Origin of the sequence: Geomonas sp. Red32, assembly GCF_023652955.1 — a bacterium.
Taxonomy (GTDB): domain Bacteria; phylum Desulfobacterota; class Desulfuromonadia; order Geobacterales; family Geobacteraceae; genus Geomonas.
In genome coordinates, this window is the sequence record NZ_JAKLOY010000004.1 from 12,096 (window position 1) to 37,981 (window position 25,886).

Below are 25,886 nucleotides of genomic sequence, written 5' to 3' on the forward strand. Positions count from 1 at the left end.
CTGTCCCCCCTTTAACAAGGGGGGGACCGCTGCGCCGGCGGACGGTTGAGGGGCGCGACGGGGGCTGAAATCCCCCCTGTCCCCCCTTCGCAAAGGGGGGGACCCGTGGCGGACGGCATCGGTTAGGCACTCGAAATGGGTTGGGGATGGAAAAGAAAAAAGGTAGCCTGACGGGCTACCTTTTCTTGTTTGGGTAACTGGGGGACTGGCTCCGTGAGGTGGCTGTCCCCTTTATCATATTAAGTGCACTGCAGGGTACGAGCAGAAGGCGGCAGCGTAACTAGTACGGCAAATCCCCCCTGTCCCCCCTTTAACAAGGGGGGGACGCACTGCGGCCGGTCCCTTTTCGTTACTCGAGGTTGTCTTCGATCCTGATGAAGTTGCTCTTGGCGCGGATGACGTCGAAGGAGTCGATCTCGGTCAGGGCGTGACGGATGTCTTCTTCGCGCGCCTCGTGGGTCATGATGACGATGGGAACGGTATCGCTGGAACGGGCGCTCTGCACCATGGATGCGATGCTGATGTTCCTCGCGCCGAGGGCGCCGGCGATCCGGGAAAGGACGCCGGGACGGTCAAGAGCCTGGAACCGGATGTAGTACTTGCTGACGATGTCCCCCATCGGTTTGATCGGGAGCTGGGCGACTTTTTCGTCGAGGTAGCCGAGCGGCGCGCAGCGGCGGGTGATCCCGGCGCTCAGGTTCCGGCAGAGATCGACGACGTCACCCACTACGGCACTGGCGGTGGCGTCCATTCCGGCGCCGCGGCCGTAGAACATCACCGGGCCGACGAAATCGCCGGTCAGGCGGATGGCGTTGAAGACTCCGTGGACGTCGGCCAGCGGGTAGTCGCTGGGGACCATGGTCGGATGGACGCGGGCCTCGATCTGGCCGCCGTCCCGCTTGCCGATGGCGAGGAGCTTGATCCGGTAGCCGAAGGTCTTGGCGAAATCGACGTCCTCGGAGGAGATGGAGGTGATCCCTTCGGAGTAGACGTCCTTCAGGTCGATCTTGGTGCCGAAGCAGAGCGACAAAAGGAGGCAAAGCTTATGGGCGGTGTCGACCCCTTCGATGTCGAAGGTGGGATCGGCTTCGGCATAGCCGAGCGCCTGGGCGGATTTCAGCACTTCGGCGAAGTCGGCGCCTTCCTGGGTCATGCGGGTCAGGATGTAGTTGCAGGTACCGTTCACGATGCCGAGCACGGTGGAGAAGCGGTTGGCGGCCATGTTCCCCTTGATGGCGGAGAGGACGGGAATCCCGCCACCGACCGCCGCCTCGAAGAGGACCTCGACGCCGTTGGCCTTGGCGGCCTGGTAAATCTCGTCGCCGTGGACGGCCAAAAGGGCCTTGTTGGCGGTGACCACGTGCTTGCCATGGGCGATGGCCTTGAGGGCGAAGGTACGGGCCGGCTCGTAGCCGCCGATCAGCTCGATGACCACGGAGATCTCGGGATCGGTGAGGATCTCGTCGGCGTTGCGGGTCAGGTGGATCCCCTCGGTGCTCACGCCACGGTTGGTGGTGATATCGAGGTCGGCGATGCTCTTCAGCAAGATGCGAGCCCCGGTCTTATCCTCGATGAGGGGGGCATTTTCCTTGAGAAGCTTGACGACTCCGGCGCCGATGGTGCCGAAGCCCAGCAGTCCTATCTTGATCTCTTTCATATTCCCTCTTCCCTCATAGCTTCATCTTAAGTATTTGAGAGTATCAGCCGTCCACACGGCATCCCCCCTCCCCTCGAGGGAGGGGGTGAGGGGGTGGGGGCGGGAACCTCTGGGCTACTCCTTGCCGGTGACGGTGGAGGCGATCTCGTCGAGGATGCCGTTCACGAAGGAGGCGGAATCCTCGGCGCCGAACTTCTTGGCCACCTCGATGGCCTCGTTCATGGTCACGTTCTTCGGGATGTCCGGGCGGTACAGGAGCTCGAAGACGGCCAGCCGGAGGATGTTGAGATCCACCCGGGCCATGCGCGTCATGCTCCAGTTCTTGGACTTCTCCGAGATGCGGGAGTCGATCTCCGGGAGGTGCGCCATCACGCCGTTGACCAGTTCGGAGGCGAAGGCGTACGCCTTGGAGTTGACCTCCAGGGTCGGCTCGTCACCCTCACTGAAGCTCTCGATGATCCTTTTCAGTGCCGAGGTGGCGTCGTGCAGCACCAGGTCCTTGGAATAGAGGGCCTGCAGCGCCAGCTCCCTTCCTTCTCTGCGGGTAGTCAATTTATTTCATCTCCCTGAACAAGCTGGCGGTCTCGATGACGGTCACCGCGGCGTCGAACCCTTTGTTGCCCGCCTTGGTGCCGGCCCTTTCGATGGCCTGCTCGATGGTGTCGGTGGTCAGCACGCCGAAGGCGACCGGGATGCCGGCGTCGAGCGAGACGTGGGCGATCCCCTTGGAGACCTCGGAGGCGACGTAGTCGAAGTGCGGCGTGGAGCCGCGGATGACGGCGCCCAGGCAGATCACGCCGTCGAACTCGCCCTTGGCGGCGAGCTTCTTGGCGGCCAGCGGGATCTCGAAGGCACCCGGAACGCGGACGACGGTGATGTCGGCATCGTTGGCGCCGTGGCGGATCAAGGCATCCAGGGCCCCTTCCAAAAGGCGCTCGCCGATGAAGCTGTTGAAGCGGCCGACGACGATGCCGAACTTGAGACCTTCGGCGTTAAGTTTTCCCTCGATGTACTTTGGCATGGTTAACCCCTGTCTCAGATGTTTTCCAGCAGATGCCCCATCTTATCGCGCTTGGTCTTCAGGTACTTCTCGTTGGCCTTGGAGGGAGGAATCTCGATGGGAACCCTCTCGACGATGTTGATCCCGTACCCCTGCAGGCCGACCAGCTTCTTCGGATTGTTGGTCATCAGGCGGATCTTCTTGACCCCCAGGTTGACCAGGATCTGGGCCCCGATCCCGTAATCGCGGAGGTCAGGCTTGAAGCCGAGGGCGATGTTGGCCTCGACGGTATCTTTCCCCTGGTCCTGGAGCGCGTAGGCTTTGAGCTTGTTGGTCAGGCCGATGCCGCGCCCTTCCTGCCTCATGTAGAGGATGACGCCGGTCCCCTCGTGCTCGATGGCCTTCATGGCGGCGTGGAGCTGGTCGGCGCAGTCGCAGCGGACGCTTCCGAAGACGTCGCCGGTCAGGCACTCGGAATGGACCCGGACCAGCACCGGCTGGTCTCCCTTGATGTCGCCCTTGACGAGCGCAAGGTGCTCCAGCTTGTCGATATCGTTCTCGAAGGCGACGGCGCGGAAGGATCCGTAGTGGCTCGGGAGGGCGACGTCGACGGAGCGGCGCACGAGCGATTCGTGCTTCATCCGGTAGGCGACCAGGTCCGCGATGGTGCAGACCTTGATGCCGTGCTCCTTGGCGAACTTCTTCAATTCCGGCATGCGGGACATGGTCCCGTCTTCGTTCATGATCTCGCAGATGACGCCGGAGGGCTCGAGGCCGGCCAGGCGGGCGAGATCGACCGATCCCTCGGTCTGGCCGGAGCGCACCAGGACGCCGCCGTTTTTTGCCCGGAGCGGGAAGATATGGCCGGGACGGGCGAGGTCTTCGGCCTTGGCGTCGGGGGCCACGGCGGTCAGGATGGTTTGGGCGCGGTCGGCCGCGGAAATGCCGGTGGTGACGCCGCTCTTGGCCTCGATGGAAACGGTGAAGGCGGTGCCGAAAGACGACGTGTTGGTCTGCACCATGGGCGGGAGGTCGAGGCGGTCGCAACGCTCCGTGGTCATGGTGAGACAGATAAGGCCGCGTCCGAAACGGGCCATGAAGTTGATGGCTTCGGGGGTGACGCACTGGGCCGCCATGGTCAGGTCGCCTTCGTTCTCGCGATCCTCATCGTCGACCAGGATGACCATCCTGCCGGCCCTGATCTCCTCGATGGCCTCCTCAATAGTTGCTACTGACATCTTTTAAACCCCTTTTACGGCTGGATCAAAAGAGAAATTTATCTCATAGGTAGCCGTTTTTTGCAAGCAGTTCGAGTGTGACTCCGCCCGGCTTCTCATCGCGAGCCGAGAGCAATCTCTCAAGATAGCGGCAGATAAGATCGGTCTCTATGTTGACCTGATCCCCCACCCTTTTGCCGAGGAGCGTTGTCTTGGCGGCGGTGTGGGGAATGATGTTGACGCTGAAGCTGTCGGAGGTAACCGTGTTGATCGTAAGGCTGATGCCGTCGATGGCGACCGACCCCTTGGGGGCGAGGTAGCGGCCGAACTCGGCGGGGAAGCGGAAGGTGAAGACGATGTTGCCGGCGACCTCGCGGCGCCCGGCGACGGTGGCCAGGCAGTCGACGTGGCCGGAGACCAGGTGGCCGTCCAGGCGGTCGGAGAGGCGCATGGCCCGCTCCAGGTTGAGCGGTGAGCCAGAGCCGAGGTCCTTGAAGGAAGTGCGGTCGATGGTCTCGGGGGAGACGTCGAAGGTGAGCGTGCCGCCACCCTTGCGGACCACGGTGAGGCAGGCGCCGTTGACGGCCACCGAGTCGCCGAGCTTGATCTCCTCCAGGGGGAGTCCGGTTTTGACGGTCAGGCTGCCGGAGGCGCCTTTACGCTCGATGGATACCAGCTCGCCTACATTTTCTATGAGACCTGTGAACATTTTCTACCTCAAAGCAAGTTAGCCACGGAGACACGGAGAAAATCGGAGAAGGCTTTTTAACTTCTAACTCTTGGGGGAAACCAAAGACAGATCTTACCTCACAATGTTCGGCTCCTCTGCCTTTGTACCTGTCTAACTCTCGTTTATCGAAGTTGCTTTCTCAGAAGCTCTCCGTGTCTCCGTGGCAAACGTTTCTCTTAGATTTACTCCGTATCTCCGCGGCTGACCGGTTTCCCTTCCACGACGAGATCGGCGCCGATCTTCCGGACGGTCATCTCTTCCAGCTTGATGGCGTCGCCCATGTGGGTCACTCCCTCGCCGGCGAAGAGGCCGTAACCGGCGCCGCCGACCAGCTTGGGGGCTACAAAGAGCATGCAGTGGTCGATCAGCCCCGCCCGCAGGGCGGCTCCGGCCAGATGGCTCCCCCCTTCCAGCAGAACCGACTGCACTCCCCGCTCGCCCAGCCTGACGAAGAGGTCGTCCAGATCCACCTGCCCTCCCTTTTCCCGGCAGTGCAGGATCTCGGCGCCCCGATCCTTAAGCGCCTTCAGTTTATCGAGGTCGCGGCTGCAGGTGGCGATAAGGGTCCCGGCTTTTGAGTCCAGCGCGAAAAGGGCGGCGTGCAGCGGTGTCCTCAGCCAGGAATCGACCACCACACGCAGGGGATCTTTCCCCCCGGGCACCCGGCAGGTAAGCTGCGGGTCGTCCTTGATGACGGTCCCCACCCCGACCATGATGGCATCCATCTTCCCGCGCAGCCGGTGCACCTCGCGGCGCGCGGCATCGGAGGTGATCCACTTGGAATCGCCGCTCGCGGTCGCGGTCTTGCCGTCCAGGGTCATGGCGCTTTTCAGCACCACGTACGGGCGCCTGGTCTGGATCCACTTCACGAAAGGGAGATTGATCTTGCGGCAGGCGTCTTCGAGGATCCCGGTCTCCACCTCGATCCCCGCCTCTTTGAGCATGGCGATGCCGCGCCCGGATACGAGCGGGTTGGGATCGACCATCCCCACGAAGACGCGGGCGACGTTGGCCTCGATCAGTGCTTTGGCGCAGGGAGGGGTCTTGCCGAAATGGGAGCAGGGCTCCAGGGTGACGTAGGCGTCGGCCCCGGCCGCCCGTTCGCCCGCTTCGCGGAGGGCGTGGACCTCGGCGTGGGGGGTGCCGGCCTTGCGGTGCCAGCCGGTTCCCACCACCTCGCCGCCGCGCACGATCACGCAGCCGACCGCGGGATTGGGAGAGGTCTTCCCCACCCCCTTCTTGGCCAGGGCCAAGGCGCGCCGCATCATGTTGTGGTGAAAGGTGGACATGGGCCGGATTATTTCTTCAGAAGATCCTGGAGCTCGTTCATGAACTCGTTGATGTCTTTAAAGGAGCGGTAGACGGAGGCGAAGCGGACGTAGGCCACCTGGTCGACCTTGTGCAGCTCGGACATCACCCACTCGCCCAGCTGGGTGCTCGGGATTTCCTTCTCCCCGCTCTCCTGAAGGGTGGTCTCCAGACGGTCCACCAGGCGCTCGATGGTCTCCACCGAGACCGGACGCTTCTCGCACGCCTTCTGGATCCCGGAGACGAGCTTCATCCGGTCGAACGCCTCGCGCCGTCCGTCGCGCTTGGTGACCAGCGGGAGAATCTCCTCCACCCTCTCGTGGGTGGTGAAGCGTTTGCCGCAGGACTCGCACTCGCGCCGGCGCCTGATGGTGGCGCCCCCCTTGTCGGGACGGGAATCGACGACTTTACTGTCGGCGAAGCCGCAGAACGGGCATTTCATTTCTCGGCCTCCTCGTACTTCTCAACCAGCACGCCGGACTGCTGGATCATCTGTTCGGCCAGCTGGTCGGGGTACCCGGTGAGGTAGACCACCCGTTTGATCCCGGCGTTGATGATCATCTTCGAACAGATGATGCAGGGCATGGTATTGCAGTAGAGGGTCGCCCCCTCGATGGAGGTGCCGTGCTTGGCGGCCTGGATGATGGCATTCTGCTCGGCGTGCAGGCCGCGGCAGAGCTCGTGACGCTCACCGGAGGGGATCCCGAGCTGCTCGCGGAGGCAGCCGACATCCAGGCAGTGGGCGGTCCCGGAGGGGGCGCCGTTGTATCCGGTGGCGAGGATATTCTTGTCTTTGACGATTACTGCGCCGACGTGACGCCTGAGGCAGGTGGATCGCTTGGACACCAGGCGAGTGATCTCGATGAAGTACTCATCCCAGGTAGGACGGGTCATAAAAGGCCCCTTTTGGTGTGAAATTTGCTCACTGTAGCCGATTCACGCGGGCCGGTCAAGCAGCGTCAGGCGCCGTTCCAAAAATGCTTGCCCCAGGAGTCGAAAGTAGTGTAGGAAGGATACCCCCCGGAGTCTTTGCCACGGAGAAAATCTGAGTAAAATCTGAGAAAGCTCAACTCCTGGCCACGGAGAAAATCTCTTGAGGGAAAGGCTAAGTCACAATTCCAGAAGCCTTTACACTTAAAAAGAATCTGTTTTCTCCGCTTTACTCCGTGTCTCCGTGGCTGAATTTCAGTTTTCTGTATTTCTCGGATGTTCCCTGTGTCTCCGTGGTTGATGATTTGCCTTTCTCAGATTTTCTCCGTGCCTCCGTGGCAGGAATTTTCCCCCAAGGAGTATAGAAGTTGATAACTGATCACCCGAACATTCTTTCTACCATCGTCGAAGAGAGCGGGCTTCCCCGGCAGGGGGTCCAGCAGACCATCGCGCTTTTGAACGAAGGGGGGACCGTCCCTTTCATCGCCCGCTACCGGAAGGAGCAGACCGGCGAACTGGACGAGGTGCAGATCCGCCTGATCGAGGACCTGCTTGCCTACCACCGCGAGCTCGAGGAGCGCAAGGTCACGGTGCTGAAAAGCATCGAGGAGCAGGGAAAACTGACCGGCGAGCTCAAGGCCCGTATCGTTTCCTGCCGTAAGAAGACGGAGCTCGAAGACCTCTACCTTCCCTACAAGCCGAAGCGCCGCACCAAGGCGACCATCGCGCGCGAGCGCGGGCTCGAGCCTTTGGCCGACCTGATCGCCGCCCAGGAGCCGGGCGCGGGCTCCCCCCGCGACCTCGCCCTCCCCTTCGTCAACGAGGAGCTCGGGGTACCGGACGCCGAGGCGGCCCTCGAGGGGGCGGGCCACATTCTCGCCGAGCGGCTGGCCGAGGACGCCGACCTCCGCGCCATGGTGCGCGAGCTGACCCGCGAACAGGGGATCTTCCACTCCAAGCTCTCCGGCGATACCGAGGACAAAGAGAAGAAGTACGAGATGTACTACGACTACCAGGAGCCGATGAAGTCGATGCCCTCCCACCGGATGCTGGCCATGCGGCGCGGCGAGAAGGAGACGGTGCTGAGGCTCATCCTTTTGGCCCCCGAGGAGGAGATCCTCGACCGGATGAGGCTTCGTGCCATCAAGGGGGCGAGCCCCTTCAGGGATCTCCTCGCCGCGGTCTGCTCGGATGCCTATCATCGCCTCATCGCCCCTTCCATCGAGGTGGAGCTCCGCCTGGAGGCCAAGACCCGGGCGGACGAGGCGGCCATCGCCGTCTTCGCGCAGAACCTCAGGAACCTCCTCTTGCTGCCGCCGGCCGGGAACCGGCGCGTGCTCGGGATCGACCCGGGCATGCGGACCGGCTGCAAGCTTGCCGCCCTGAGCGAGACCGGGCGCTTCCTCGAACACGCCACCATCTATCCCCACACCGGCGGCGCCAAGGCCGACGCGGCAGGAGGCGAGCTGGTGGCGATGGTGGAGCGCCACGACTGCCGGCTGATCGCGATCGGCAACGGCACCGGCGGGCGCGAGACCGAGATCTTCGTGCGCGACGCGCTTAAGAAGGCGGGGGTCAGGGCGGAGACGGTCATGGTCAACGAGGCGGGGGCCAGTATCTACTCCGCGTCGGAAATCGCCCGCGAGGAGTTCCCCGAGCTCGACCTCACCATCAGGGGCGCCATCTCCATCGGCAGAAGGCTCCAGGACCCGCTGGCGGAGCTGGTCAAGATCGATCCCAAGAGCATCGGGGTCGGCCAGTACCAGCACGACGTCAACCAGTCGCTTTTGAAGAAGGCACTGGACGCGGTGGTCGAGTCCTGCGTCAACTACGTCGGCGTCGATCTCAACAGCGCATCGTGGGCGCTCCTCTCCTATGTCGCCGGCCTCTCCGAAAACCAGGGGCGGGCCATCGTCCGCTACCGCGACGACAACGGCCCCTTCGCCAATCGCCAGGCGCTTCTCAAGGTCGCCCGCTTCGGCCCCAAGGCGTTCGAGCAGGCGGCGGGCTTTCTCAGGATCCGCGGCGGCAACCACCCGCTGGACAACAGCGCGGTCCATCCGGAGAAGTACGCCGTGGTGGAGCAGATGGCGGCCGACCTCGGGGTGAGCCTGGAGCAGCTGGTCGCGGACCCGTCGCTCTCGGCGGCCATCAAGCTGGAGCGCTACCTCACGGACGAAGTGGGGCTCCCCACCCTGCGGGACATCCTGGCCGAGCTGAAGAAGCCGGGGCGCGACCCGCGCGAGGAATTCAAGAGCGCCACCTTCCGGGACGACGTTTCCACCATCGAGGACCTGAAGGAGGGGATGATCCTGCAGGGGGTGGTGACCAACGTGGCCGCCTTCGGCGCCTTCGTCGACATCGGCGTCCACCAGGACGGCCTGGTCCACGTAAGCCAGCTCTGCCACAAATTCGTGAAGGATCCCAACGAGGCGGTCAAGGTGGGGGAGATCGTCAAGGTGAAGGTGCTGGCGGCAGACCCGCAGAGAAAGAGGATCTCCCTCTCCATCAAGCAGGCCGAGCCGGAGAAGGTGCAGAAAGGTGCCGAGCGGCCTCGGGATAACCGCGGGGAGCGGTCCGGTGACCAGCGCGGCGAGCGGCCGAAGGATACCCGGGGCGAGCGCCGTCCGGAGCCCTCCCAGAAGAAGCCCGCCGCCCCGGTGGACGAGAAGAGCGCCTGGGAGCGGGCCGGCTTCCGCGTGAAGAAGTAAGATTCGGCCGGCGCCGGAGCCCCCCCTCCCCTGGAGGGAGGGGGTTGGGGGGTGGGGGAAGTTTCCGCGGAGTACCGGAGGCCGGCCTCCCCCTCTCCCTGCCCCTCCCCCTCAAGGGGGGAGGGAACAGAGATGTTCCTTTCGCTGGAGGGGGCGCTTTCGCGGCTGCTAAAACAAGAAGAGGGGGAGCTTTCGGCTCCCCCTCTTCTTTCATTTTGGCTGTTGCGGCGGGACACCCCGCCTTTTTTATGCGGTCCGCAGCAGTTTGCGGCCGCTCTTGAAGACCACCTCGATCTTCCCGGCCTGGGTGGCGGCGACAAGGCCGATGCCGAAGGTCGGGTGGCTCACCAGGGTGTTGGACCGGAAGGTAGCGTTCATGCTGTAGGGAACCGCCTTGTCCGGGTCGTGCGGGGCGATCGCCTCTTCCCAGATCGCCTCGTCGGAGAGCACCGGAGTCTTGGTCCTTCCCGCGGTGGCCCTGGCCGGCTTGGCCGCGGTGGATCTGGTCACCGCCGCCTTCGGCTCCCTGGCCTCCTTCGCCTCCTTGGCCGGGCGATGGTTGTGCTCGCTGCCACAGGTGTTGCACTTCACCCTGACCACCAGGGTCCCCACCATGGCGACGATAGTGTGGTTCAAGAGCGCCTTGCACCGCGTACACTGCGAATCGATGTTATCTCCAGCCGATACTGCTCTTCTCTCCATTGGTCCTCCATGACCTCTTTGGGAAACAAAAAGGGTTTAACCGCATGGGTTAAACCCCCTTTTTCAGTATGGTCAAGGACGGTGGGCCGGTACCCTTCCGCCTCTCGTGTCATCTTTAGCACCGCTTTAATTCTCGACCGGCGCGCCTTTGAAATATAAGGGATTTAGCTCATCGATGCAAGCGAAAAGTGGCCGGGGATTGTCATCGGCAGCCATCCGGCGCCCGGCACCCTCCCCTTCCCGCCAGCTGCGGCGCGCCGCCGAAAAGGATCTGGCAGACGGTGGCCTCGGTGGCCAGCCCGAAGTAGATTCCCGCCAGCACGTCGCTTAAGAAATGATAGCTGGTCAACATGAGCGCCACCGCCAGCAAGGCGCAACCAGCCAGCGCCCAGCCGCGGCTCCACGGAAAGAAGCGGGCCGCCGCCGCCAGCAGCGCCGCCGCCACCAGCATGTGGCCGGAGGGAAACCCCACCCACCCTTCGTTGCCGCGAAACCAGTGGAAGGCGGCCGCCTCATGCCCCTCGAGCCAATCCCTGGTGGTGGTCCGGCCGAAGAACAACTTGAGCAGCTGCTTCATGGCGAAAGAGACCGGCGCCGTCCAGGCGGCCAGGTGGCACAGCCGGGTCAGCGAGTCGTCGATCCCTCTCCTGCGCCGGACGAGGTAGGCGATACCGGCCGCCGCGGTGACCGCCACCACCGAGGCGAGCAGCAAGTCCGGGAGGTCGGTGGTGCGCTTTTGCCACTCCTTGATCGAGAACAGGTTCCTCTTCACCCAGTGGGCCACCGGGAGGTCGAGAAAGGAGACGCAGAGGTACGTGAGCGGCCCGGCCACCAGGGTAATGCGGATCCATCTCTGCAGAAAGCGGCGATTGGTCAACGCTGACACTCCCGAGCGGGTGGTGAGGGAACTGACATACCTACCATACTTTGCCCACGAGTAAAAGCCGAAAGGAAAGGGAGGAAAATCGGACGGGAGGAAAAACGGCGCATCTTGGCGGGTTGGTGCCGGATCGGGAGTGATTGGCCGGGGCGGCACGCGGTGTGACATCCATGGCTGTACCTCCTGTGCGGATGGTATGCCCCCCTCCGGCCACCGGGACCGGAGGGGATCAGCTCAAGCATGAGATACCGGGGGAGGGTTGTCAAGGAAGGGGCCGGGAACTACTTCCCCTTCAGTTTGGACTTCTCCAGGTTGAACTGCAGCATGACGTAGGCGAAGTGAGCGTCCTCCCCCCCTCCTACCTGCCGGAAGTAGGGACCGGAGAAGAAGTGGTCGTAGGCGATGATCGCCGAGTAGTTGCCGGAGAAGGTGTAGGTCAGGGCGAGGTCGGTCTCCAGGCCGAGGTTGGTGCTTAAGCCGTCCTCGACGGCGGCGGCGGTAAAGTAGTGCCCGGTGGCGGAAAGGTTGAGCTCCTTGGTGACATCGATGCCGTAGCCCAGGGTGTACACCTGCAGGCCGCTGGCATGGTGACCGGCCACGTTGGCGCCGGAAAGGTCGGCGAAAAGGTTCATGTCGCCGATAATGCTCGTGTCGTTGGAGGGGTTATGGAACTCGTAGCGGCTAGATCCCCCCTCGGCCGCACCCTTGCTGCCGGTCCCCCCGGCGTACCCGCCCCAGAGCTTGTGGTGCATCCCGCCACCCTCGAATTCGCCGGTCAGGTCGAGATGGCCGCCGAAGGCGCTCACGCCGGTATTCGATCCGGTGGAGGGGTTTAATATCCTCCCGTTCTGGTACACCGGCTCGATCTCTACGGAGAGCGGTCCGAGCTTGGTGGTCCCCCGGATGCCGTAGCTGTTAACGGTCTGGCCGGGCGCTCCCGCCACCTCCTGGTAGTCCCGGAGGAAGTATCCCTCCAGAGCCTTCCCCTCCCCGAGGGTCCAGGTTCCGTAGGCGCCGGCGAGGTTCCCTTTCACCCCGTCGGACCACGGCGTCACGTAGCCGCCGCCCAAAAGGTCGAGGGAGAGGGTATCGGTAGGCTGGATGCGCAGCCGCCCGCCGTCGTAGGTGAGCCCGTTGAAAAAGGCGTCGGCGCCGAGCATGAAGCTGCTCCCGTAGACGAATTCCTGCCGCCCCCCCTTGAGGGAGAGGAGGTCACTCCCCGGAATCCTGGCCTCCAGGTACCCCTGGTAGAGCGCCAGTTGCCAATCGTCGTCCCTTCTCCCGGTGAAGCCGTAAAGCTGCCCCTCGACGTGAAGGTCGAGATAGTCGGTGGGATGCCAGAAGGCGTACGGCTTGGCGCGGTAGACGAAGCGCCCTTCGGAGTGCTCGGGAAGGTAGCTGAAGGCACCGAGGGCCAGGTTCCCCGCCCCCTCCCCCCTCACGAAACCGTTCACCCCGAAGCGGTAGAGAACCTCGGCCTTGGCCTCCGGAGTCTCGGTCGGGGGAGGTCCCGGCACCGAGGTGGGACCGGGAGAGTTCTCTCCGCCTGCCTCCGCCACCGAAACTGCCGGCGCCGGATTCTCAGCCCGCGCACTCCCCGCCGCCATCACCGACAACGCCACCGCTACCAGCACACGCCCAACCATCTACCCCTCCTCGTTCGCTCGCATCGTTCATACTGTTAATCGGCAGCGGCCGGGAAAATATGAGGATTTTCCGGCCGAAACCGCGGCTCGTTTCGCGAAATTGAAAATTGAAATCGTTTATAGGGTGCAGAAGGCGGATTGTCAACCATTTAATGAGGGAGCCTGTGAAAAAAAGATGCCGGATGAGCCCACCACGGGGGTGCCGTCGAATGGGATGAGTAAGGGAGAGATCACGGAAACGCGGGGCAGAGGGAGGGTATGGTCTCAACGGCGGGAGGGAGTGGAGCCGTAAAGAGTGGCTGAGGTGAGGGTCCGATCTGCACGGCGGGAGCGTGCGGAATGGGGAAGAGGGTTTCGGGCGGGGATCAGCGATCTTCCTGCAGCTTGGCGAGGCATCGAGAGATGGCCAGGAAAAGGGTGGCGTAATCGACCGGCTTGAACACGTAATGATCGATAGGTTTCTCTTCGCCCAAGGCTTCGACGAGCGCCCCCTTTCCGGTGTCGGCGGTGACCACGATGAACATGGTCTCGGGACTCATCTCACGTATCGCCCGGATCATCCAGGCTCCCCCCATGCCGGGCATGTTGAGGTCGGTGACCACGATCTGCGGCCGGCGCTCGGCGAAGAGCTCCACCCCTTCCCTGCCGTTGGCGGCGCTCAGGAAATCCACCGCGGGGAATTTCCTGCGCAGGATCGAGCAGAGAATCTCGCGGGTGTCCTGGTCGTCTTCGACAATCATGATTTCCACGCTTACACCTCGATCCTGAACTCGGCGCCGTCACCGTTGTTGCGTGCGGAGAGACGGCCACCCATGTTTTTTTCGATGATGGTCTTGGACATGAAGAGCCCCACCCCGGTCCCCAGTTGCGGCCCCTTGGTGGTGAAGTAGGGGTCGAAGATCTTGGCCATGATCTCGTCCGGAATCCCCCCGGCGTTATCGGCGATGGTGACCACGGTTCGCCCGTCCTGGGCGTCGAGGGTGATGACCACGCGGGGGTCGCGGATCCCCCGTTCCTTCACGGCATCTCTCGCATTGACCAGGATGTTCAAAAGGACCTGGGAGAACTCGTTGGGATAGCCGGACACCAGCGAATCCTGGTGGGCCACCACCTGGATATCGATCTGCTGCCCCTGCAGGGTCCCCTCCATGAGGGATAGGGTCTTGGAGACCTCCTCCCCCACCCTGAAAGTTATCTTATCCTTGTTCGGGTGGAAGAAATTTCTGAAATCGTCGATGGTCCGCGACATGTGCTGGATCACCTCCAGCGACTTGCGGGTGTTCTCCTCCAAAAAGAGCTGGTCGGTCTCGTCGAGAGTCAGAAAGAGAGTGGGCTTTTGCACCAGAAGCGAAAGGGAATTGAGCGGCTGGCGCCATTGGTGGGCGATGTTGCCGATCATCTCCCCCATGGCCGCCTGGCGGCTCTGCTGGATCAGCATCCGCTCCTGCCGGCGCAACTCCTCCAGGGTCCTGAGCTTTTCCGAGGTCTCCCGGTTGAGCTCCTCGATGCTGCGCGAAAGGCGCTGCTCGGCCAGGTCCCGCTCCTGAGCCCGTTTCTGCAACAGGTTGGAGGCCTGCACCAGGGCGTCGGCCACCTCGGCGGTCTCCCTGACGGTCTTGTCGGCGACCGGCCCGGCCACCTCGCCGGCTCCGATAGCGAGGGCAGGGGCGACGAGCGACTGGATATCGCCGGCGATGCGGTGGGCGATGGTAGTGGCAAGCAGGATTCCCACCAGCGAAAGGAGGGTGGCCCCCCCGGCGGCCAGGGCCATCCAGCGGTACATGTCGGCCATCACCTGCGACATCGGGACCCCGAAGGAAAGGGTCCATCCGGTCATGAGCGACCTGCTGAAGGCCACCAGCGCGGTCACCCCGGCCACGTTTTTCACCTCGCCGGTTCCGGTCTCCACCCCGGCTCTGGCCGCCCGGCGGAAATCGGCACCGGCCTTGGTCCCGACGAAGCGTTCCGGCTGCGAAGTCCTGGCCACGATGACGTTGTTGCGGTCGAGCACCGTGCAGTACCTGCCGTCCGGGAGCGACTGGTTTCGCAACAGAGCGGTCATCCTGTCGGACGGAAACGCGAGCGAGAGGTCGTACCGGACGCTTCCGTTGACGAAGACCGGGACGTCGATGGCGATCATCGGGCGCTTGGTGACGGCCCCGAAGAAGAGATTGCTGATGACGGGGCGGCCGGTGGAGAAGATGGCCTTGACCAGTTCGTGGTTGGCGCGCTTGGGAAGGGGAGTGCCGAAGGGGCGAAACGAGTTGACCAGCTGCTGGCCGGAGCTGTCCGCGACGATGATGTCGCAGCCGGGATAGGCCTGGAGCAGTTCGTGGGTCTGGCGGTGGATGTCGGCGAAGTCTCCCTTGGCAAAGGAGGGAGAGGTGGCCAGGGCGAGGAGGGCGGATTGCATGGTGGCGAGCTCGCGGTCCACCACCATCCCCATGATGCGGGCGGTGGAAAGCATCGACCGGTGGAGCCCCTCCACCTTGCTCGTGTACGCGTACCATACCAGCACGCCCGAGATCAACCAGACCGGCAAAACGCAAGCCAGCACCAGGCAGGTCAGTTGAAACCGGATGGTGGTGCGTTTTCTGGCACTCGGCATGGGACCCCTCGCCGCTGCGTCGGCCTTTAAGGGAATAGCGCGGGACGACCGGAAAGGTCACTCCACGGCAACGGGCGGCTCAAAGCTGGTACGTGCATACGAAACCACGAAACGAGATTTCCACAATATAGAACAACTCCCAGGTTGTCAAGAAAGGGGCCGGTCTCAATGATTCTCGTAAGGCGCCTCAAAAGGGGACCCACGGGAGGAAGAAGAGAACGGAGGGGGGAGTTTCTATAAAAGAGGAATTTTCCCACTGGATGTTGTAGTATCGGCTCCCGTCAAATCCAATTACGAGGCTCCCATGACAGGTTCTCCATACATCTCGGTAGTGATGCCGGTGCGAAACGAAGAGCGTTATCTCGAGGCGGCGCTGGACTCCCTTTTCCGGCAGACGGTCGATGACTGGGAGCTGATAGCGGTCGACGACGGCTCGACCGACCGTACCGGCGCCATTCTGGAAGCGGCCGCCCACCGCGATCCGCGGGTGCGTCCCCTGCGGCGCGAAGGGGGCGGGCTGGTCGCGGCCCTCAACGCGGGGATGGCCCTTTGCCGGGGGGAGCTGGTGGCACGGATGGACGGCGACGACATCTCCCATCCCCGCCGGTTCGAGCGGCAGGCCGCCCACTTGGAGGCGCATCCCGAGACAGGCCTGGTGGCGGCCGAGTTCCGGCACTTCCCGCGCCATTCACTCAGAAGGGGAATGGCCGACTACGAGAGGTGGCAAAACGGACTTTCCAGCCACGAGCTCATCCTGCGGGACCTCTTCGTGGAGTCCCCCTTCGTCCACCCGGGGGTCATGCTGCGCCGAAGCCTTCTCGAACGGGCGGGGGGGTACCGCGACCTGGGGTGGGCGGAGGATTACGACCTTTGGCTGCGGCTGGCGGCCCAGGGGGTGAGATTCGCCCGGCTCCCCGGTCCACTCATCTTCTGGCGCGACCACCCGGAGCGGGCCACCCGGACCATGGACGACTACGCCGCCCACGCCATGCGGGCCTGCAAGCTCCACCACCTGAGGCGGGGCTTTCTGGCCGGCGCCGGGGAAGTGGTGCTGGCCGGGGCGGGACGGGAGGCGCGGGCCTGGCAACGGCTCCTCGACGCCGAGGGGATCCGGGTCGGCCATTGGCTGGACATCGATCCCAAAAAGCTCGGGAGGACACTGCACGGAGCGCCGGTGATCCGGCCGCAGGAGCTGGAGCTTGCCGGAAGGAAGATGCTCTGCGCCATCGGCCTGAGAGGGGCACGCGAAGCGTTCCGCGGCACCGCCCAAGGGATCGGCTGGAAGGAAGGGGTGGACTTCGTCTGCGTGGCCTAACTCCGGCCGCCCAAGGTAAACGGGAAGGGATCCGATCGAGGCGGCGCCGAACATGTAGGCGTTGGTGTTCCCGGAGGTCCCGACGAAGAACATCATGCTCTTGTCGGGGGTGAGGAACCCGTGGAAGTTCGGGGAGCCCGGCACGCTCACCGCCCCGTTGGAGGCCACGTCGAAGTAGACACCGGTGGAGGGGGGACCGTAGAGTTTCTGTGTCAATTACAATAGTGGGCACATCATGGGATTCTTTGTAGACAATTAACGGCAGGAGCGATTCAGATGGAAGGGAAATTGAGTCGTTGCCTGGCGGCTGTAGTTCTCATGCGAAATTTTTAAATATTTCTCTAGCAATGATCAATCGCTGAATCTCGCTGGTACCTTCATAGATGGTGGTGACTCGAACATCGCGCGCGTAGCGATCGACAGGAAAATCTCCCACTACACCGTAGCCGCCGAGGATCTGGACGGCCTGGTAACAGGCGCGGTTGGCCGCCTCGGAGGCGAAGAGCTTGGCCATCGAGGCCTCCTTGGCGTAGGGAAGCCCCTTCTCCTTCCGGAAGGCGGCGCTCATCAGGAGCAGGCGGGCCGCCTCCAGTTCGGTGTAGGCGTCGGCGATCTTGAAGCGGGTGGCCTGGAAGTCGGAGATGGGGCGGCCGAACTGGACCCGCTCGGTGCTGTAGCGGGTGGCGAAATCCATGGCGGCGAGCCCCACCCCGAGGGCGAGCGATCCGATCCCGATCCTTCCGCCGGTGAGCTCACCGGTTGCTAGCCGGTAGCCGTCGTTGAGCCCTCCCAACAGGGCCTCCTTGGGGACCCGGCACCGGTCCAGGATCACTTCGCAGGTCGCCGATCCTCGCTGCCCGGACTTCTCTTCCTTCTTCCCGACGGAGAGGCCGGGAGTCCCCGCCTCGACGAGGAAGCAGCTGATCCCCTTCCCTCTGGGCGCCTCGCGGCCGGTCACCGCGAAGACCAGGAAGAGTCCGGCGTAGGGAGCGCTGGTGATGAAGAGCTTGGAACCGTCGAGGAGCCACGAGTCCCCCTCGTCCACCGCTAAGGTGGTCATCCCCGCCGGGTCCGATCCCGCCCCCGCCTCGGTGAGCGCGAAACTCGCCGCCGCGTACTCCCCGGAGCAGATGCGGGGGAGATAGGTCTCCTTCTGTTGCTGCGAGCCGGCCGCCTGGATCGCCTCGGCCACCATGTTGTTGACCGAGACCGTCACCGCCGTCGACGCGCAGGCGCGGGCGAGCTCGGTGACGGCCACGCTGAAGGCAACCGCCCCCGCCTCGGCACCGCCGTACCCGGCACTGACGCCGAGCCCCATGAACCCCAGGCGCGCCAGCTTCCCGAGGTTTTCCAGGAAGGCGGGGAGCTCCTCCTCGCGGTCCAGCCGGGCGGCCAGCGGCTCCAGCTCGTTACGGGCGAAGTCGCGGGCGAGGTCACGGATCAGCTTCTGCTCCTCGGTCAGTTCCAGCTGCATGGTTCAACCTCCGGGATTGACCTCATCGCTCGGTCAGTTCCAGCTGCATGGTTCAACCTTTGGGATTAACCTCATCCGACGGGGGGCTGGCGATCTCCCCCTCCTGGGGCGCGGCTCCTTCCGGCACGGTGTAGCCGACCGGGCCACCCGGGGCGAAAAGGAGACGGGTGTCGAGCCTCTCCGCCACCACCTCGGCCAGGTCCCGGGCGGCGAGCTTCCCTTCGCACCCCCCGGTCTTGATCCCGTCCTCGAACATGGTGAGGCAGAAGGGGCAGCTCGATACCAGAAGCGGCGCCCCGGTCTCCTCGGCCATCTTCACCCGCTTCACGTTGATCCGGCTCCCGAGCTTCTCCTCGGCGAGGATGCGCCCTCCCCCCGCGCCGCAGCAGAAACTCTCCATCCCGCTGGCTGACATCTCGTTGATGCGCCCCCCTACCGCATGCAGGACGTTCCTCGGCTGGTCGATTATCCCGCGGTAGCGCCCGAGGTAGCAGGAGTCGTGGTAGGTGTAATCGAACTGCTGCGGATTGAGGAGTACCTTCTGCTCCGCGATCAGCCGTTCGATAAAGACGCTGTGATGTTCGACCTCCGCCTGGAGCCCCAGGTCGCGGTAGTCCCTGGCGAGGGTATTGAGGCAGTGGGGGCAGGTGGTGACGATCCTGGTAATGCCGTATCCCTTGATCAGCTCGATGTTCTCCCGCGCCGTTTCCTGGTAGAGGTACTCGTTGCCGAGCTTTCGAAGCGGCTCCCCGCAGCACTTCTCCTCCTTGCCGAGGATCCCGACCCGGATCCCGGCCTCCTGGCATATCTTGAGGAAGCTTCGGGCGACCTGGCGGTTACGCTGGTCGAACGAGGCGTAGCAGCCGACGAAGTAGAGGACGTCCACCGGCTCCCCATCGGCCCGCTCGCTCAAAACGGTGGCCCCGAGCCCCTCCGCCCAATCGCCGCGGGAGGCGAAGGCCATGCCGAAGGGATTGCCATTCACCTCCAGGTGGTTCACGGCGGTCATCACCTCGTCCCCGGGGAATTCTCCCTGCATGAGGACCAGGTTGCGCCGCATCTCGATGATCTTATTGACGTGCTCGATCTCGGCCGGGCAGATCTCCTGGCAGGCGCGGCAGGTCGTGCAGGACCAGAGAACGTCGCGGCTGACCGTGTCGATCAGGCTCGCCTCCGGGGAATGGAAGGAGGTGTCGCCGATCTGGTGAATGAGCTTCATGGGAGAGAGCGGCTTCTCCGTGTTCCAGGCCGGACAGCGGTCCTGGCAGCGCTTGCAGCTCGTGCAGGCGTCGGCGTCGAAGATGTCCTTCCAGGTGAGGTCCGCGACCTTCTCTACCCCGAACTGCTCCACCCCTTCCGCCTCCAGGTCGATGGTATCGATGCTCCCCTTCTCCCTGAGGTCGGTGAAGAGGTAGTTGGCGGGAGTGGTGAAGAGGTGGCGGAACTTGGTCCAGGGGATGGAGACGATGAAGCCCGAAACCAGCAGGAGGTGGATCCACCAGTTGATCCGGTGCAGCTCCCGTAAGGATGCCTCGTCCAGCCCCGAGAGGAGGTGGGCCACCCCCAGGCCGACCGGGGAGAAACGGGCGAGCGCGGGGTTGGCAACCACCTCGGTCACCGCCATCCGCGCTCCTTCCTCGACAAACCCGGTCAGGATGATGACGGCAAGGAGGCCGTGCATGAGGAAGTCGTCGCGGGTGGTTTCGAGGCCGGGGGGGCGCTTAACGAAGCGGCGGGAGGCGAGCACCGCCAGGCAGGCGAAGGCGGCCACGCCGGCGATGTCCAGGATGAGCGAGTAGAGCTTGTAGAAGACCCCCTTCAGGAAGGCGACGCCGAAGAGGGGGACCGAGAAGTCCACCTGCAGCATGATGAGCAGGGTCCCGATGAAGAGGAGGAGAAATCCCCAGAAGAAGATGGCGTGGGCGGTCCCGGGGGCGCTATGGGCCAGCACCTTTCCCTGGCCGAAGAGCTTGGCCAGCGTAAGCTCGATGCGGGTCGCGAGGCGGTCGAGGCGGTCGAGCGCCTTTCCCTGCCGGTAGGTCTTGATGCGGACCCAGAATCCGTAGCAAAAAAGGGCCGCGGCGATGGTGGTGACGATGTACATCGGGAGCACCACGAGGTGCCCCACGTTCCAGTAGATCTCTCTGGTGGCTTCCATAAAGCGGGCTCCGGGAGGTTATCGGGAAAGAAGCATCCGGGATATCACTACCCGCTGCACTTCGTTGGTCCCTTCGTAGATTTCGGTGATCTTGGCGTCGCGGTACATCCGCTCCACCTCGTAGTCGGCGATGTATCCGTAACCGCCGTGGATCTGGATGGCTTCCTTGGTGACGTAGGTGGCCGCCTCGGAGGCGAGCATCTTCGAGAGTGCAGACTCCATCGTGTAGTTGCGGTGGTTGTCCTTGAGCCAGGCCGCCTTGTAGGTCATCATCTTGGCGGTCTCGATGCGGGCGTACATGTCGGCCAGCTTGAACTGGATGGCCTGCAACTCGGAGATGGGGTGGCCGAACTGCTTGCGGACCTTGGAATAGGAGAGCGCCCGCTCGAAGGCCCCCTCGGCGATCCCCAGGGCCTGGGCGGCGATCCCGATCCGGCCGCCGTTGAGGGTGTCCATGGCGATATTGAAGCCGTGCCCCTCCTCGCCCAGGAGGTTCTCGGCCGGGACCCGCAGCTCGTCGAAGGCGAAGGCGGTCGTGTAGCTCCCCCGGATGCCGAGTTTCTTCTCGTTACGGAGGATCTCCACCCCGGGCGAGCCGAGGTCGACGATGAAGGCGGATACCCCCTTGTGCTTAAGGGATCTGTCGTGGGTGGCGAAGAGGACGCCGGTCCCGCGGTACCCGCCGTTGGTGATGAATATCTTGGATCCATTGATGACGAAATGATCGCCGTCGCGCCGGTAGGACGTCGAGATGGCACCGGCGTCGGAACCGGCATCCGGCTCGGTCAGCAGGAAGCAGCCGATCACCTTCCCGCTGCAGAGATCCGGAAGCCACTTCCTTTGCTGCTCCTCGCTGCCGAAGGTGGCAATGGGGCCGCAGGCGAGCGAGGTATGGGCCGAGATGAGGACGCCGCTCGATCCGCAAGCCTTGGAGACCTCCTCCACCACGATGACGTAGGAGAGCATGTCGAGCCCCGCCCCGCCGTACTCGTCCGGAAGGTAGCTCCCGAGCAGCCCCAGGTCCCCCATCTTGGCGACCAGCTCGTCCGGGATCATGTGCTCCTCGTCGATGCGGACCGCGACCGGCTTGATCTCCCGATTGACGAAGTCACGGACGGAATCCTGCAACACCCGGTGATCCTGCCCCAGTTCGAAATCCATCCGCACCTCCTTCCCTGTGGACGTTCCCGCGTCTCTTGAAAACGAAATACCCAAAGGTTCTTCGAAAAATTCCGAGGCAAATCCCCCTAAATCCCCCTTTGACAAGGGGGACTTTTACATCTCCCCCGAAATTTTCCGATGGCCTTTTTCAAAGGGGGGAACGTGATCTCTATTTGCCCAGGAATGCCGCCTTGCGCTTCTCGACGAAGGCCGTCATCCCTTCCTTCTGGTCCTCGGTCGCGAAGAGGACGCCGAAGAGCGACGCTTCATAGCGGAAGCCGTCCTCCTTGCCCATGTTGAGCCCGTTGACGATGGCGTTCTTGGCGTAGCCGACCCCGAGCGGGCTCCTCTTTGCCACCTCCCGGGCCAGCTCCAGGACCCTCGCCCCCAACTCCGCCTGAGAGCATACCTCGTTCACCACCCCCCAGGCCAGCGCCTTCTCGGCGGAGATCATCCGCCCGGAGTAGACGAGCTCCTTGGCCCGCGCCGGCCCGATCAGCCGGGCGAGGTTCTGCGTCCCCCCGAAACCGGGCATGATCCCCAGCGTTACCTCAGGGAATCCCACCTTCGCGTTTTCCGATGCGTAGATGAAGTCGCAGGCGAGCGCGAGCTCGAGCCCGCCCCCCAGCGCATACCCGTTGACCGCGGCGATGACCGGCTTGCTCATCCGCTCGATGAACAGCATCAGCCGCTGCCCCTTGAGCCCGAACTGGTGGGCCTGGTAGGCGGTCATCTCGGCCATCTCCTTGATGTCGGCTCCCGCCACGAACGCCTTTTCCCCCGCACCGGTCACGATCACCACCTGCACCGACTGATCCTGCTCCAGCTCGTAGAAGACACATTCGAGCTCCGCGAGCACCTCGGCGTTGAGCGCGTTGAGACTGGTTGGGCGGTTGACGGTGACCTGGGCGATCCCGTCGGCGATCTCGGCCAGCACGTATTTCTCTTCCATGGAACCTCCTGTTGCCACCTACGGGTGGTCGTAGTCGTAAAAACCTTTGCCGCATTTCCTCCCCAGGTAACCGGCATGCACCATGTTCACCAGCAGGGGACAGGGGCGGTACTTGGGATCTTTGAATCCGTCATAGAGGACGTTGCAGATGGCGAGCACGGTGTCGAGTCCGATGAAGTCGGCAAGGGTCAGCGGCCCCATCGGCTGGTTGGTCCCGAGCTTCATCCCCTTGTCGATATCCTCCGCCGAAGCGATCCCCTCGTAGAGGGCGAAGACCGCCTCGTTGATCATGGGGATCAGCACGCGGTTGACGATGAAGCCGGGATAGTCCCTGGCGACCGCCACCTCCTTGCCGAGCTTGGCGGCCAGCGCGCTCACCGCGGAGAAGGTCTCCTCGCTGGTCGCCAGGCCGCGGATGACCTCCACCAGCTGCATGACCGGCACCGGATTCATGAAGTGCATCCCGATCACGCGGTCCGGCCGGGTGGTGACCGCGGCGATGCTGGTGATGGAGATCGAGGAGGTGTTGGAGGCGAGGATGGCGTCCTTGCGGGTCACCTGGTCCAAACGGCGGAAGAGCTCGAACTTGAGCGCCTCGTTCTCGGTGGCGGCCTCCACGACCAGGCCGCAGGCGGAAAAAGCCGCCATATCCTCCGCGATGGCGATCCGCCCGATGATCTCGTCGATCCCGGCGCCTAAATCGATCCCCTTCTTCGCCTGCCGCTCCAGATTTTGGGCGATGGACTTGAGCGCCTTGTGGAGCTGCGCATGGGAGATGTCGTGCAGCAGCACCTGGTGGCCGGTCTGGGCCATGACGTGCGCGATCCCGCTCCCCATCTGCCCTGCACCCAAAATACCGACGGTGGTGACCATGATCCCTCCTAAAAACCTCGAACGCGGATTATCATCCCTCCCCTTCAGAAGGGCCAGGGTGAGGACGGGTGAAATCAGACCCTCTCGAAGATGACCGCGACGGCCTCGCCCCCGCCGATGCAGAGGGTGGCCAGCCCGTAGCGGGCCTTCCTGCGCTGGAGTTCCCGGACCACGGTGGCCGCGAGCCTTGCGCCGCTGGCGCCGAGGGGATGGCCGATGGCGCAGGCCCCGCCGTTGACGTTCACCTTCTCCGGATCGAGATCGAGCGCCTTGATCGCCATCAGGGTGACGGCGGCGAAGGCCTCGTTGATCTCGAAGAGATCGATATCGGCCACCTTGATGCCGGCCCGGCTGACGGCACGTTCGATGGCCCCGGCGGGAGCATCGGTGTACTGCGCGGGGGGAAGGCTGTAGGTCGCATAGGCCACCAGCCGCGCCATGGGGGTGAGGTTGTTCTCCTTTATCGCCTCCTCCCCCGCCAAAAGCGTGAAGGCGGCGCCGTCGTTGATGGTCGAGGCGTTGGCGGCGGTGATGGTGCCAGCCGTGCTGAAGACCGGCCGAAGGGACGCGATCCGGTCGAAGTCGACCTTGAACGGCTCCTCGTCGGTGCCGACCGTCACCTCGCCCCCCTTCCCCTTCTTGACCACCGGGACCAGTTCGCCGGCGAAGATCCCCTCCCGGTTGGCCTCCTGGGCACGGCGGTAGGAGCGGAGGGCCCAGGCATCCTGCTCTTCGCGTGAAATCCCGTGGCGCGTTACCGCGTCCTCCGCGAGCTCGCCCATGTGGCGGCCGGAAAAGGGATCCTGCAGGCCGTCGTAGATCATCAGGTCGAGGAGATCCCCGTGTCCCATCCGGTAGCCGTAGCGCGCCTTCTTGAGCGCAAAGGGTGCCATCGACATGCTTTCCATGCCACCGGCCACGGCCAGGGAGGAATCTCCCAGCATGATGGATCCGGCCCCCAGCATGATCGCCTTCAGGCCGCTCCCGCAGACCTTGTTGATGGTCATGGCGTGGGTGGCATCGGGGATTCCCGCCCCCCGCATCGCCTGCCGGGCCGGTGCCTGACCGGTCCCCCCTGAGAGCACCTGTCCGGCAATCACCTCGTCGATGCGGGCGGGGTCGACGCCGCTTTTCTCCAGCAGCGATTTCATCACGGTGGCGGCCAGTTGGGGTGCCTCGATATCCGAGAGAGCGCCGCCAAAAGAACCGAACGGGGTTCTGAGCGCTTCAATGACGAAAACGTCGTTCATGGCTGACTCCTTGAATGTCCCCCCTCCCCTGGAGGGAGGGGGCGAGGGGGTGGGGAAGGTCTCTACGGAGTACCGAAGCCGGCCTCCCCCCCACCCTAACCCTCCCCCTCAAGCGGGGAGGGAACGTGCACCTCTCCCGGTCGGGACGGACGGTGAGCCGTGGGCGTACCCAACGGGGAGGCGGACCGGCTAAATAATCGAGTGATGCTCCACGATGGATTGGTAGCTCCGGTGGGCGGCCAGGTAGCGGGCATCCTCGGCATAGGTAGACGGATAGATGGCCGGGACCGGACGATGCACGAGCTCCGGGTCGACGTTCACGAAAGTGAAGAGGCACTGGTTGGAAAGGGCCTTGGTGCTCCGGTCGCGGCTGATACGTTCGATCCCCGCCTCGACACAGATGAAGCTCCCGTTGCTGTAGACCACGCGGGAGGTGTAGTGGAGCTTGTCCCCCAGACGAACCGGGTGGAAGAAATTGATCCGGTTGACCGCCGCGATGATGGCCCGGTCGGGCGCCACCAGTTCCGAACAGATGGAGGAGAGCTCGTAGGCGCGCCGGACCAGGTAGCCGCCGAAGATCTTCTGCGGAACGTTCTCCTGCTCCGGATACATCCGCTCCCACGCGTCGGTCTCAAGCTTCCCGGCCAAAAGCCCGTCGAAGCCCGGCACCTCCTGGGCACGGTGCAGGGCAGCCAGCATGGTGTATTCGTCGCGCGACGGCGGCTCGGCCAAAAGCGCCTGCTGGTGCCGGTAATCTTCGCGGGCGGCCAGCGCCTTGTCGGCACGGGCCTTTTCGATCTCGTCGCAGTATTCGAGGGGGGGAAGCACGAGGCTCACCGCTTCGTCGCCGACGCCTGAGCGGGCGACCATGGTGAAATAGCAGGAGGCGATGTGATTGGTGGGATCGCCGGGCTGTTCGACACGGATGCCGATCTCCAGCGAACTTTTCCCGACGTGGTTGATGCGTGCGTGGAAGGCGATGTCCCGGGTGACGTCCGCCGCGTGGCGGATGAAGATGTTGTCGATGGCGGCGGTGACCACCCGGGCGTCGGGATAGCTCCGGCGCACGTAGTCGAGGGCGGTCTTCTCGGCCACCAGGTCGAGGATCTCGAGCAACAGCCCGAAACGGATGTTCCCTTTCAGCTGGTCGGCCAGCACCATGTACCGCCGGCGCAAATCCGGGTCGCTTAAGGAAAGTGTCTCGTAATACGAAGTTTCATTGGGTCGCATGCCGCAGGCTCCTGGAGTATAGGGTGAGGTGGTGCCTGTCTATTGTAACCGCTTAGCGTCAGTTCGCTACCAAATTCATAAGTG

At 63.8% G+C, this 25,886-nt stretch carries 22 protein-coding genes; 2 read left to right on the top strand and 20 right to left on the bottom strand.

All coding sequences use genetic code 11. The features are described from left to right. Window positions 1-349: 349 nt before the first annotated feature. The 8 genes from L4X63_RS11625 to L4X63_RS11660 form a co-directional block, all read right to left on the bottom strand. Complete coding sequence (locus tag L4X63_RS11625; RefSeq protein ID WP_250678804.1) at window positions 350-1,657, bottom strand: homoserine dehydrogenase; 1,308 nt, start codon at window positions 1,655-1,657, stop codon at window positions 350-352. Window positions 1,658-1,771: 114 nt separating this feature from the next. After that, window positions 1,772-2,209: a transcription antitermination factor NusB gene (nusB, locus tag L4X63_RS11630; RefSeq protein ID WP_250678805.1), complete on the bottom strand. Its 438-nt coding sequence runs from the start codon at window positions 2,207-2,209 to the stop codon at window positions 1,772-1,774. A gap of 1 nt (window position 2,210) precedes the next feature. Further along, window positions 2,211-2,678: a 6,7-dimethyl-8-ribityllumazine synthase gene (gene ribH, locus L4X63_RS11635; protein ID WP_250678806.1), complete on the bottom strand. Its 468-nt coding sequence runs from the start codon at window positions 2,676-2,678 to the stop codon at window positions 2,211-2,213. A gap of 14 nt (window positions 2,679-2,692) precedes the next feature. Further along, on the bottom strand, window positions 2,693-3,895 hold the full coding sequence (locus L4X63_RS11640; RefSeq protein ID WP_250678807.1) for a bifunctional 3,4-dihydroxy-2-butanone-4-phosphate synthase/GTP cyclohydrolase II: 1,203 nt from the start codon (window positions 3,893-3,895) through the stop codon (window positions 2,693-2,695). Window positions 3,896-3,938: 43 nt separating this feature from the next. Continuing rightward, a complete protein-coding gene (locus L4X63_RS11645) occupies window positions 3,939-4,583 on the bottom strand; it encodes a riboflavin synthase (protein WP_250678808.1) in 645 nt (214 codons plus the stop codon). Between the two features lie 203 nt (window positions 4,584-4,786). Further along, window positions 4,787-5,893, bottom strand: a complete 1,107-nt coding sequence (gene ribD, locus L4X63_RS11650) for a bifunctional diaminohydroxyphosphoribosylaminopyrimidine deaminase/5-amino-6-(5-phosphoribosylamino)uracil reductase RibD (RefSeq protein ID WP_250678809.1) — start codon at window positions 5,891-5,893, stop codon at window positions 4,787-4,789. Window positions 5,894-5,901: 8 nt separating this feature from the next. Continuing rightward, on the bottom strand, window positions 5,902-6,354 hold the full coding sequence (gene nrdR / locus L4X63_RS11655; protein ID WP_250678810.1) for a transcriptional regulator NrdR: 453 nt from the start codon (window positions 6,352-6,354) through the stop codon (window positions 5,902-5,904). Continuing rightward, on the bottom strand, window positions 6,351-6,806 hold the full coding sequence (locus L4X63_RS11660; RefSeq protein ID WP_250678811.1) for a deoxycytidylate deaminase: 456 nt from the start codon (window positions 6,804-6,806) through the stop codon (window positions 6,351-6,353). Before L4X63_RS11660 ends, nrdR begins: the two co-directional genes overlap by 4 nt. Window positions 6,807-7,210: 404 nt before the next feature. Here L4X63_RS11660 and L4X63_RS11665 point away from each other — a divergent pair, with 404 nt between their 5' ends. Continuing rightward, entirely contained in the window at window positions 7,211-9,553 is a 2,343-nt protein-coding gene (locus tag L4X63_RS11665) for a Tex family protein (protein ID WP_250678812.1), read from the top strand. 246 nt (window positions 9,554-9,799) lie between these two features. Here L4X63_RS11665 and L4X63_RS11670 read toward each other — a convergent pair whose 3' ends face one another. The 5 genes from L4X63_RS11670 to L4X63_RS11690 all read right to left on the bottom strand — a co-directional run bounded on the left by L4X63_RS11670 (window position 9,800) and on the right by L4X63_RS11690 (window position 15,389). Beyond that, on the bottom strand, window positions 9,800-10,255 hold the full coding sequence (locus tag L4X63_RS11670; RefSeq protein WP_250678813.1) for a hypothetical protein: 456 nt from the start codon (window positions 10,253-10,255) through the stop codon (window positions 9,800-9,802). A 202-nt stretch (window positions 10,256-10,457) separates the two neighbouring features. Then, complete coding sequence (locus tag L4X63_RS11675) at window positions 10,458-11,132, bottom strand: phosphatase PAP2 family protein (protein ID WP_250678814.1); 675 nt, start codon at window positions 11,130-11,132, stop codon at window positions 10,458-10,460. 284 nt (window positions 11,133-11,416) lie between these two features. After that, a complete protein-coding gene (locus L4X63_RS11680; protein WP_284694612.1) occupies window positions 11,417-12,781 on the bottom strand; it encodes an alginate export family protein in 1,365 nt (454 codons plus the stop codon). Window positions 12,782-13,146: 365 nt separating this feature from the next. Beyond that, a complete protein-coding gene (locus L4X63_RS11685) occupies window positions 13,147-13,521 on the bottom strand; it encodes a response regulator transcription factor (RefSeq protein WP_250679226.1) in 375 nt (124 codons plus the stop codon). Between the two features lie 11 nt (window positions 13,522-13,532). Further along, entirely contained in the window at window positions 13,533-15,389 is a 1,857-nt protein-coding gene (locus tag L4X63_RS11690) for a sensor histidine kinase (protein WP_250678815.1), read from the bottom strand. Between the two features lie 304 nt (window positions 15,390-15,693). On the opposite strand from L4X63_RS11690, the gene L4X63_RS11695 reads away from it, so the two are divergent. Then, window positions 15,694-16,704: a glycosyltransferase family 2 protein gene (locus L4X63_RS11695; RefSeq protein ID WP_250678816.1), complete on the top strand. Its 1,011-nt coding sequence runs from the start codon at window positions 15,694-15,696 to the stop codon at window positions 16,702-16,704. Window positions 16,705-17,020: 316 nt separating this feature from the next. Here L4X63_RS11695 and L4X63_RS11700 read toward each other — a convergent pair whose 3' ends face one another. The 7 genes from L4X63_RS11700 to L4X63_RS11730 all read right to left on the bottom strand — a co-directional run bounded on the left by L4X63_RS11700 (window position 17,021) and on the right by L4X63_RS11730 (window position 25,802). Beyond that, the gene (locus L4X63_RS11700; RefSeq protein WP_250678817.1) at window positions 17,021-18,178 is read right to left on the bottom strand and encodes an acyl-CoA dehydrogenase family protein; all 1,158 of its coding nucleotides are present in this window, start codon (window positions 18,176-18,178) and stop codon (window positions 17,021-17,023) included. A 52-nt stretch (window positions 18,179-18,230) separates the two neighbouring features. Further along, entirely contained in the window at window positions 18,231-20,336 is a 2,106-nt protein-coding gene (locus tag L4X63_RS11705) for a heterodisulfide reductase-related iron-sulfur binding cluster (RefSeq protein ID WP_250678818.1), read from the bottom strand. Between the two features lie 18 nt (window positions 20,337-20,354). Then, on the bottom strand, window positions 20,355-21,497 hold the full coding sequence (locus tag L4X63_RS11710; RefSeq protein WP_250678819.1) for an acyl-CoA dehydrogenase: 1,143 nt from the start codon (window positions 21,495-21,497) through the stop codon (window positions 20,355-20,357). A gap of 169 nt (window positions 21,498-21,666) precedes the next feature. Then, a complete protein-coding gene (locus L4X63_RS11715; RefSeq protein ID WP_250678820.1) occupies window positions 21,667-22,449 on the bottom strand; it encodes an enoyl-CoA hydratase/isomerase family protein in 783 nt (260 codons plus the stop codon). An 18-nt stretch (window positions 22,450-22,467) separates the two neighbouring features. Then, window positions 22,468-23,322, bottom strand: coding sequence for a 3-hydroxybutyryl-CoA dehydrogenase (locus L4X63_RS11720; protein ID WP_250678821.1), 855 nt, complete (start codon window positions 23,320-23,322; stop codon window positions 22,468-22,470). 74 nt (window positions 23,323-23,396) lie between these two features. Continuing rightward, the gene (locus L4X63_RS11725) at window positions 23,397-24,572 is read right to left on the bottom strand and encodes a thiolase family protein (protein ID WP_250678822.1); all 1,176 of its coding nucleotides are present in this window, start codon (window positions 24,570-24,572) and stop codon (window positions 23,397-23,399) included. A 189-nt stretch (window positions 24,573-24,761) separates the two neighbouring features. Continuing rightward, entirely contained in the window at window positions 24,762-25,802 is a 1,041-nt protein-coding gene (locus tag L4X63_RS11730; RefSeq protein WP_250678823.1) for an acyl-CoA thioesterase, read from the bottom strand. Window positions 25,803-25,886 lie beyond the last annotated feature (84 nt).

Excerpts from the sequence above, each read along its gene's own strand:
- nrdR (WP_250678810.1), bottom strand. The coding sequence starts at position 6,354 with ATGAAATGCCCGTTCTGCGGCTTCGCCGACAGTAAAGTCGTCGATTCC.
- L4X63_RS11715 (WP_250678820.1), bottom strand. The coding sequence starts at position 22,449 with ATGGAAGAGAAATACGTGCTGGCCGAGATCGCCGACGGGATCGCCCAG.
- L4X63_RS11700 (WP_250678817.1), bottom strand. The coding sequence starts at position 18,178 with ATGCAGCTGGAACTGACCGAGGAGCAGAAGCTGATCCGTGACCTCGCC.
- L4X63_RS11670 (WP_250678813.1), bottom strand. The coding sequence starts at position 10,255 with ATGGAGAGAAGAGCAGTATCGGCTGGAGATAACATCGATTCGCAGTGT.
- L4X63_RS11720 (WP_250678821.1), bottom strand. The coding sequence starts at position 23,322 with ATGGTCACCACCGTCGGTATTTTGGGTGCAGGGCAGATGGGGAGCGGG.
- ribH (WP_250678806.1), bottom strand. The coding sequence starts at position 2,678 with ATGCCAAAGTACATCGAGGGAAAACTTAACGCCGAAGGTCTCAAGTTC.
- ribD (WP_250678809.1), bottom strand. The coding sequence starts at position 5,893 with ATGTCCACCTTTCACCACAACATGATGCGGCGCGCCTTGGCCCTGGCC.
- L4X63_RS11690 (WP_250678815.1), bottom strand. The coding sequence starts at position 15,389 with ATGCCGAGTGCCAGAAAACGCACCACCATCCGGTTTCAACTGACCTGC.
- L4X63_RS11730 (WP_250678823.1), bottom strand. The coding sequence starts at position 25,802 with ATGCGACCCAATGAAACTTCGTATTACGAGACACTTTCCTTAAGCGAC.
- L4X63_RS11640 (WP_250678807.1), bottom strand. The coding sequence starts at position 3,895 with ATGTCAGTAGCAACTATTGAGGAGGCCATCGAGGAGATCAGGGCCGGC.
- L4X63_RS11710 (WP_250678819.1), bottom strand. The coding sequence starts at position 21,497 with ATGGATTTCGAACTGGGGCAGGATCACCGGGTGTTGCAGGATTCCGTC.
- L4X63_RS11680 (WP_284694612.1), bottom strand. The coding sequence starts at position 12,781 with ATGGTTGGGCGTGTGCTGGTAGCGGTGGCGTTGTCGGTGATGGCGGCG.
- L4X63_RS11685 (WP_250679226.1), bottom strand. The coding sequence starts at position 13,521 with ATGATTGTCGAAGACGACCAGGACACCCGCGAGATTCTCTGCTCGATC.
- L4X63_RS11705 (WP_250678818.1), bottom strand. The coding sequence starts at position 20,336 with ATGGAAGCCACCAGAGAGATCTACTGGAACGTGGGGCACCTCGTGGTG.
- L4X63_RS11660 (WP_250678811.1), bottom strand. The coding sequence starts at position 6,806 with ATGACCCGTCCTACCTGGGATGAGTACTTCATCGAGATCACTCGCCTG.
- L4X63_RS11695 (WP_250678816.1), top strand. The coding sequence starts at position 15,694 with ATGACAGGTTCTCCATACATCTCGGTAGTGATGCCGGTGCGAAACGAA.
- L4X63_RS11645 (WP_250678808.1), bottom strand. The coding sequence starts at position 4,583 with ATGTTCACAGGTCTCATAGAAAATGTAGGCGAGCTGGTATCCATCGAG.
- L4X63_RS11625 (WP_250678804.1), bottom strand. The coding sequence starts at position 1,657 with ATGAAAGAGATCAAGATAGGACTGCTGGGCTTCGGCACCATCGGCGCC.
- L4X63_RS11725 (WP_250678822.1), bottom strand. The coding sequence starts at position 24,572 with ATGAACGACGTTTTCGTCATTGAAGCGCTCAGAACCCCGTTCGGTTCT.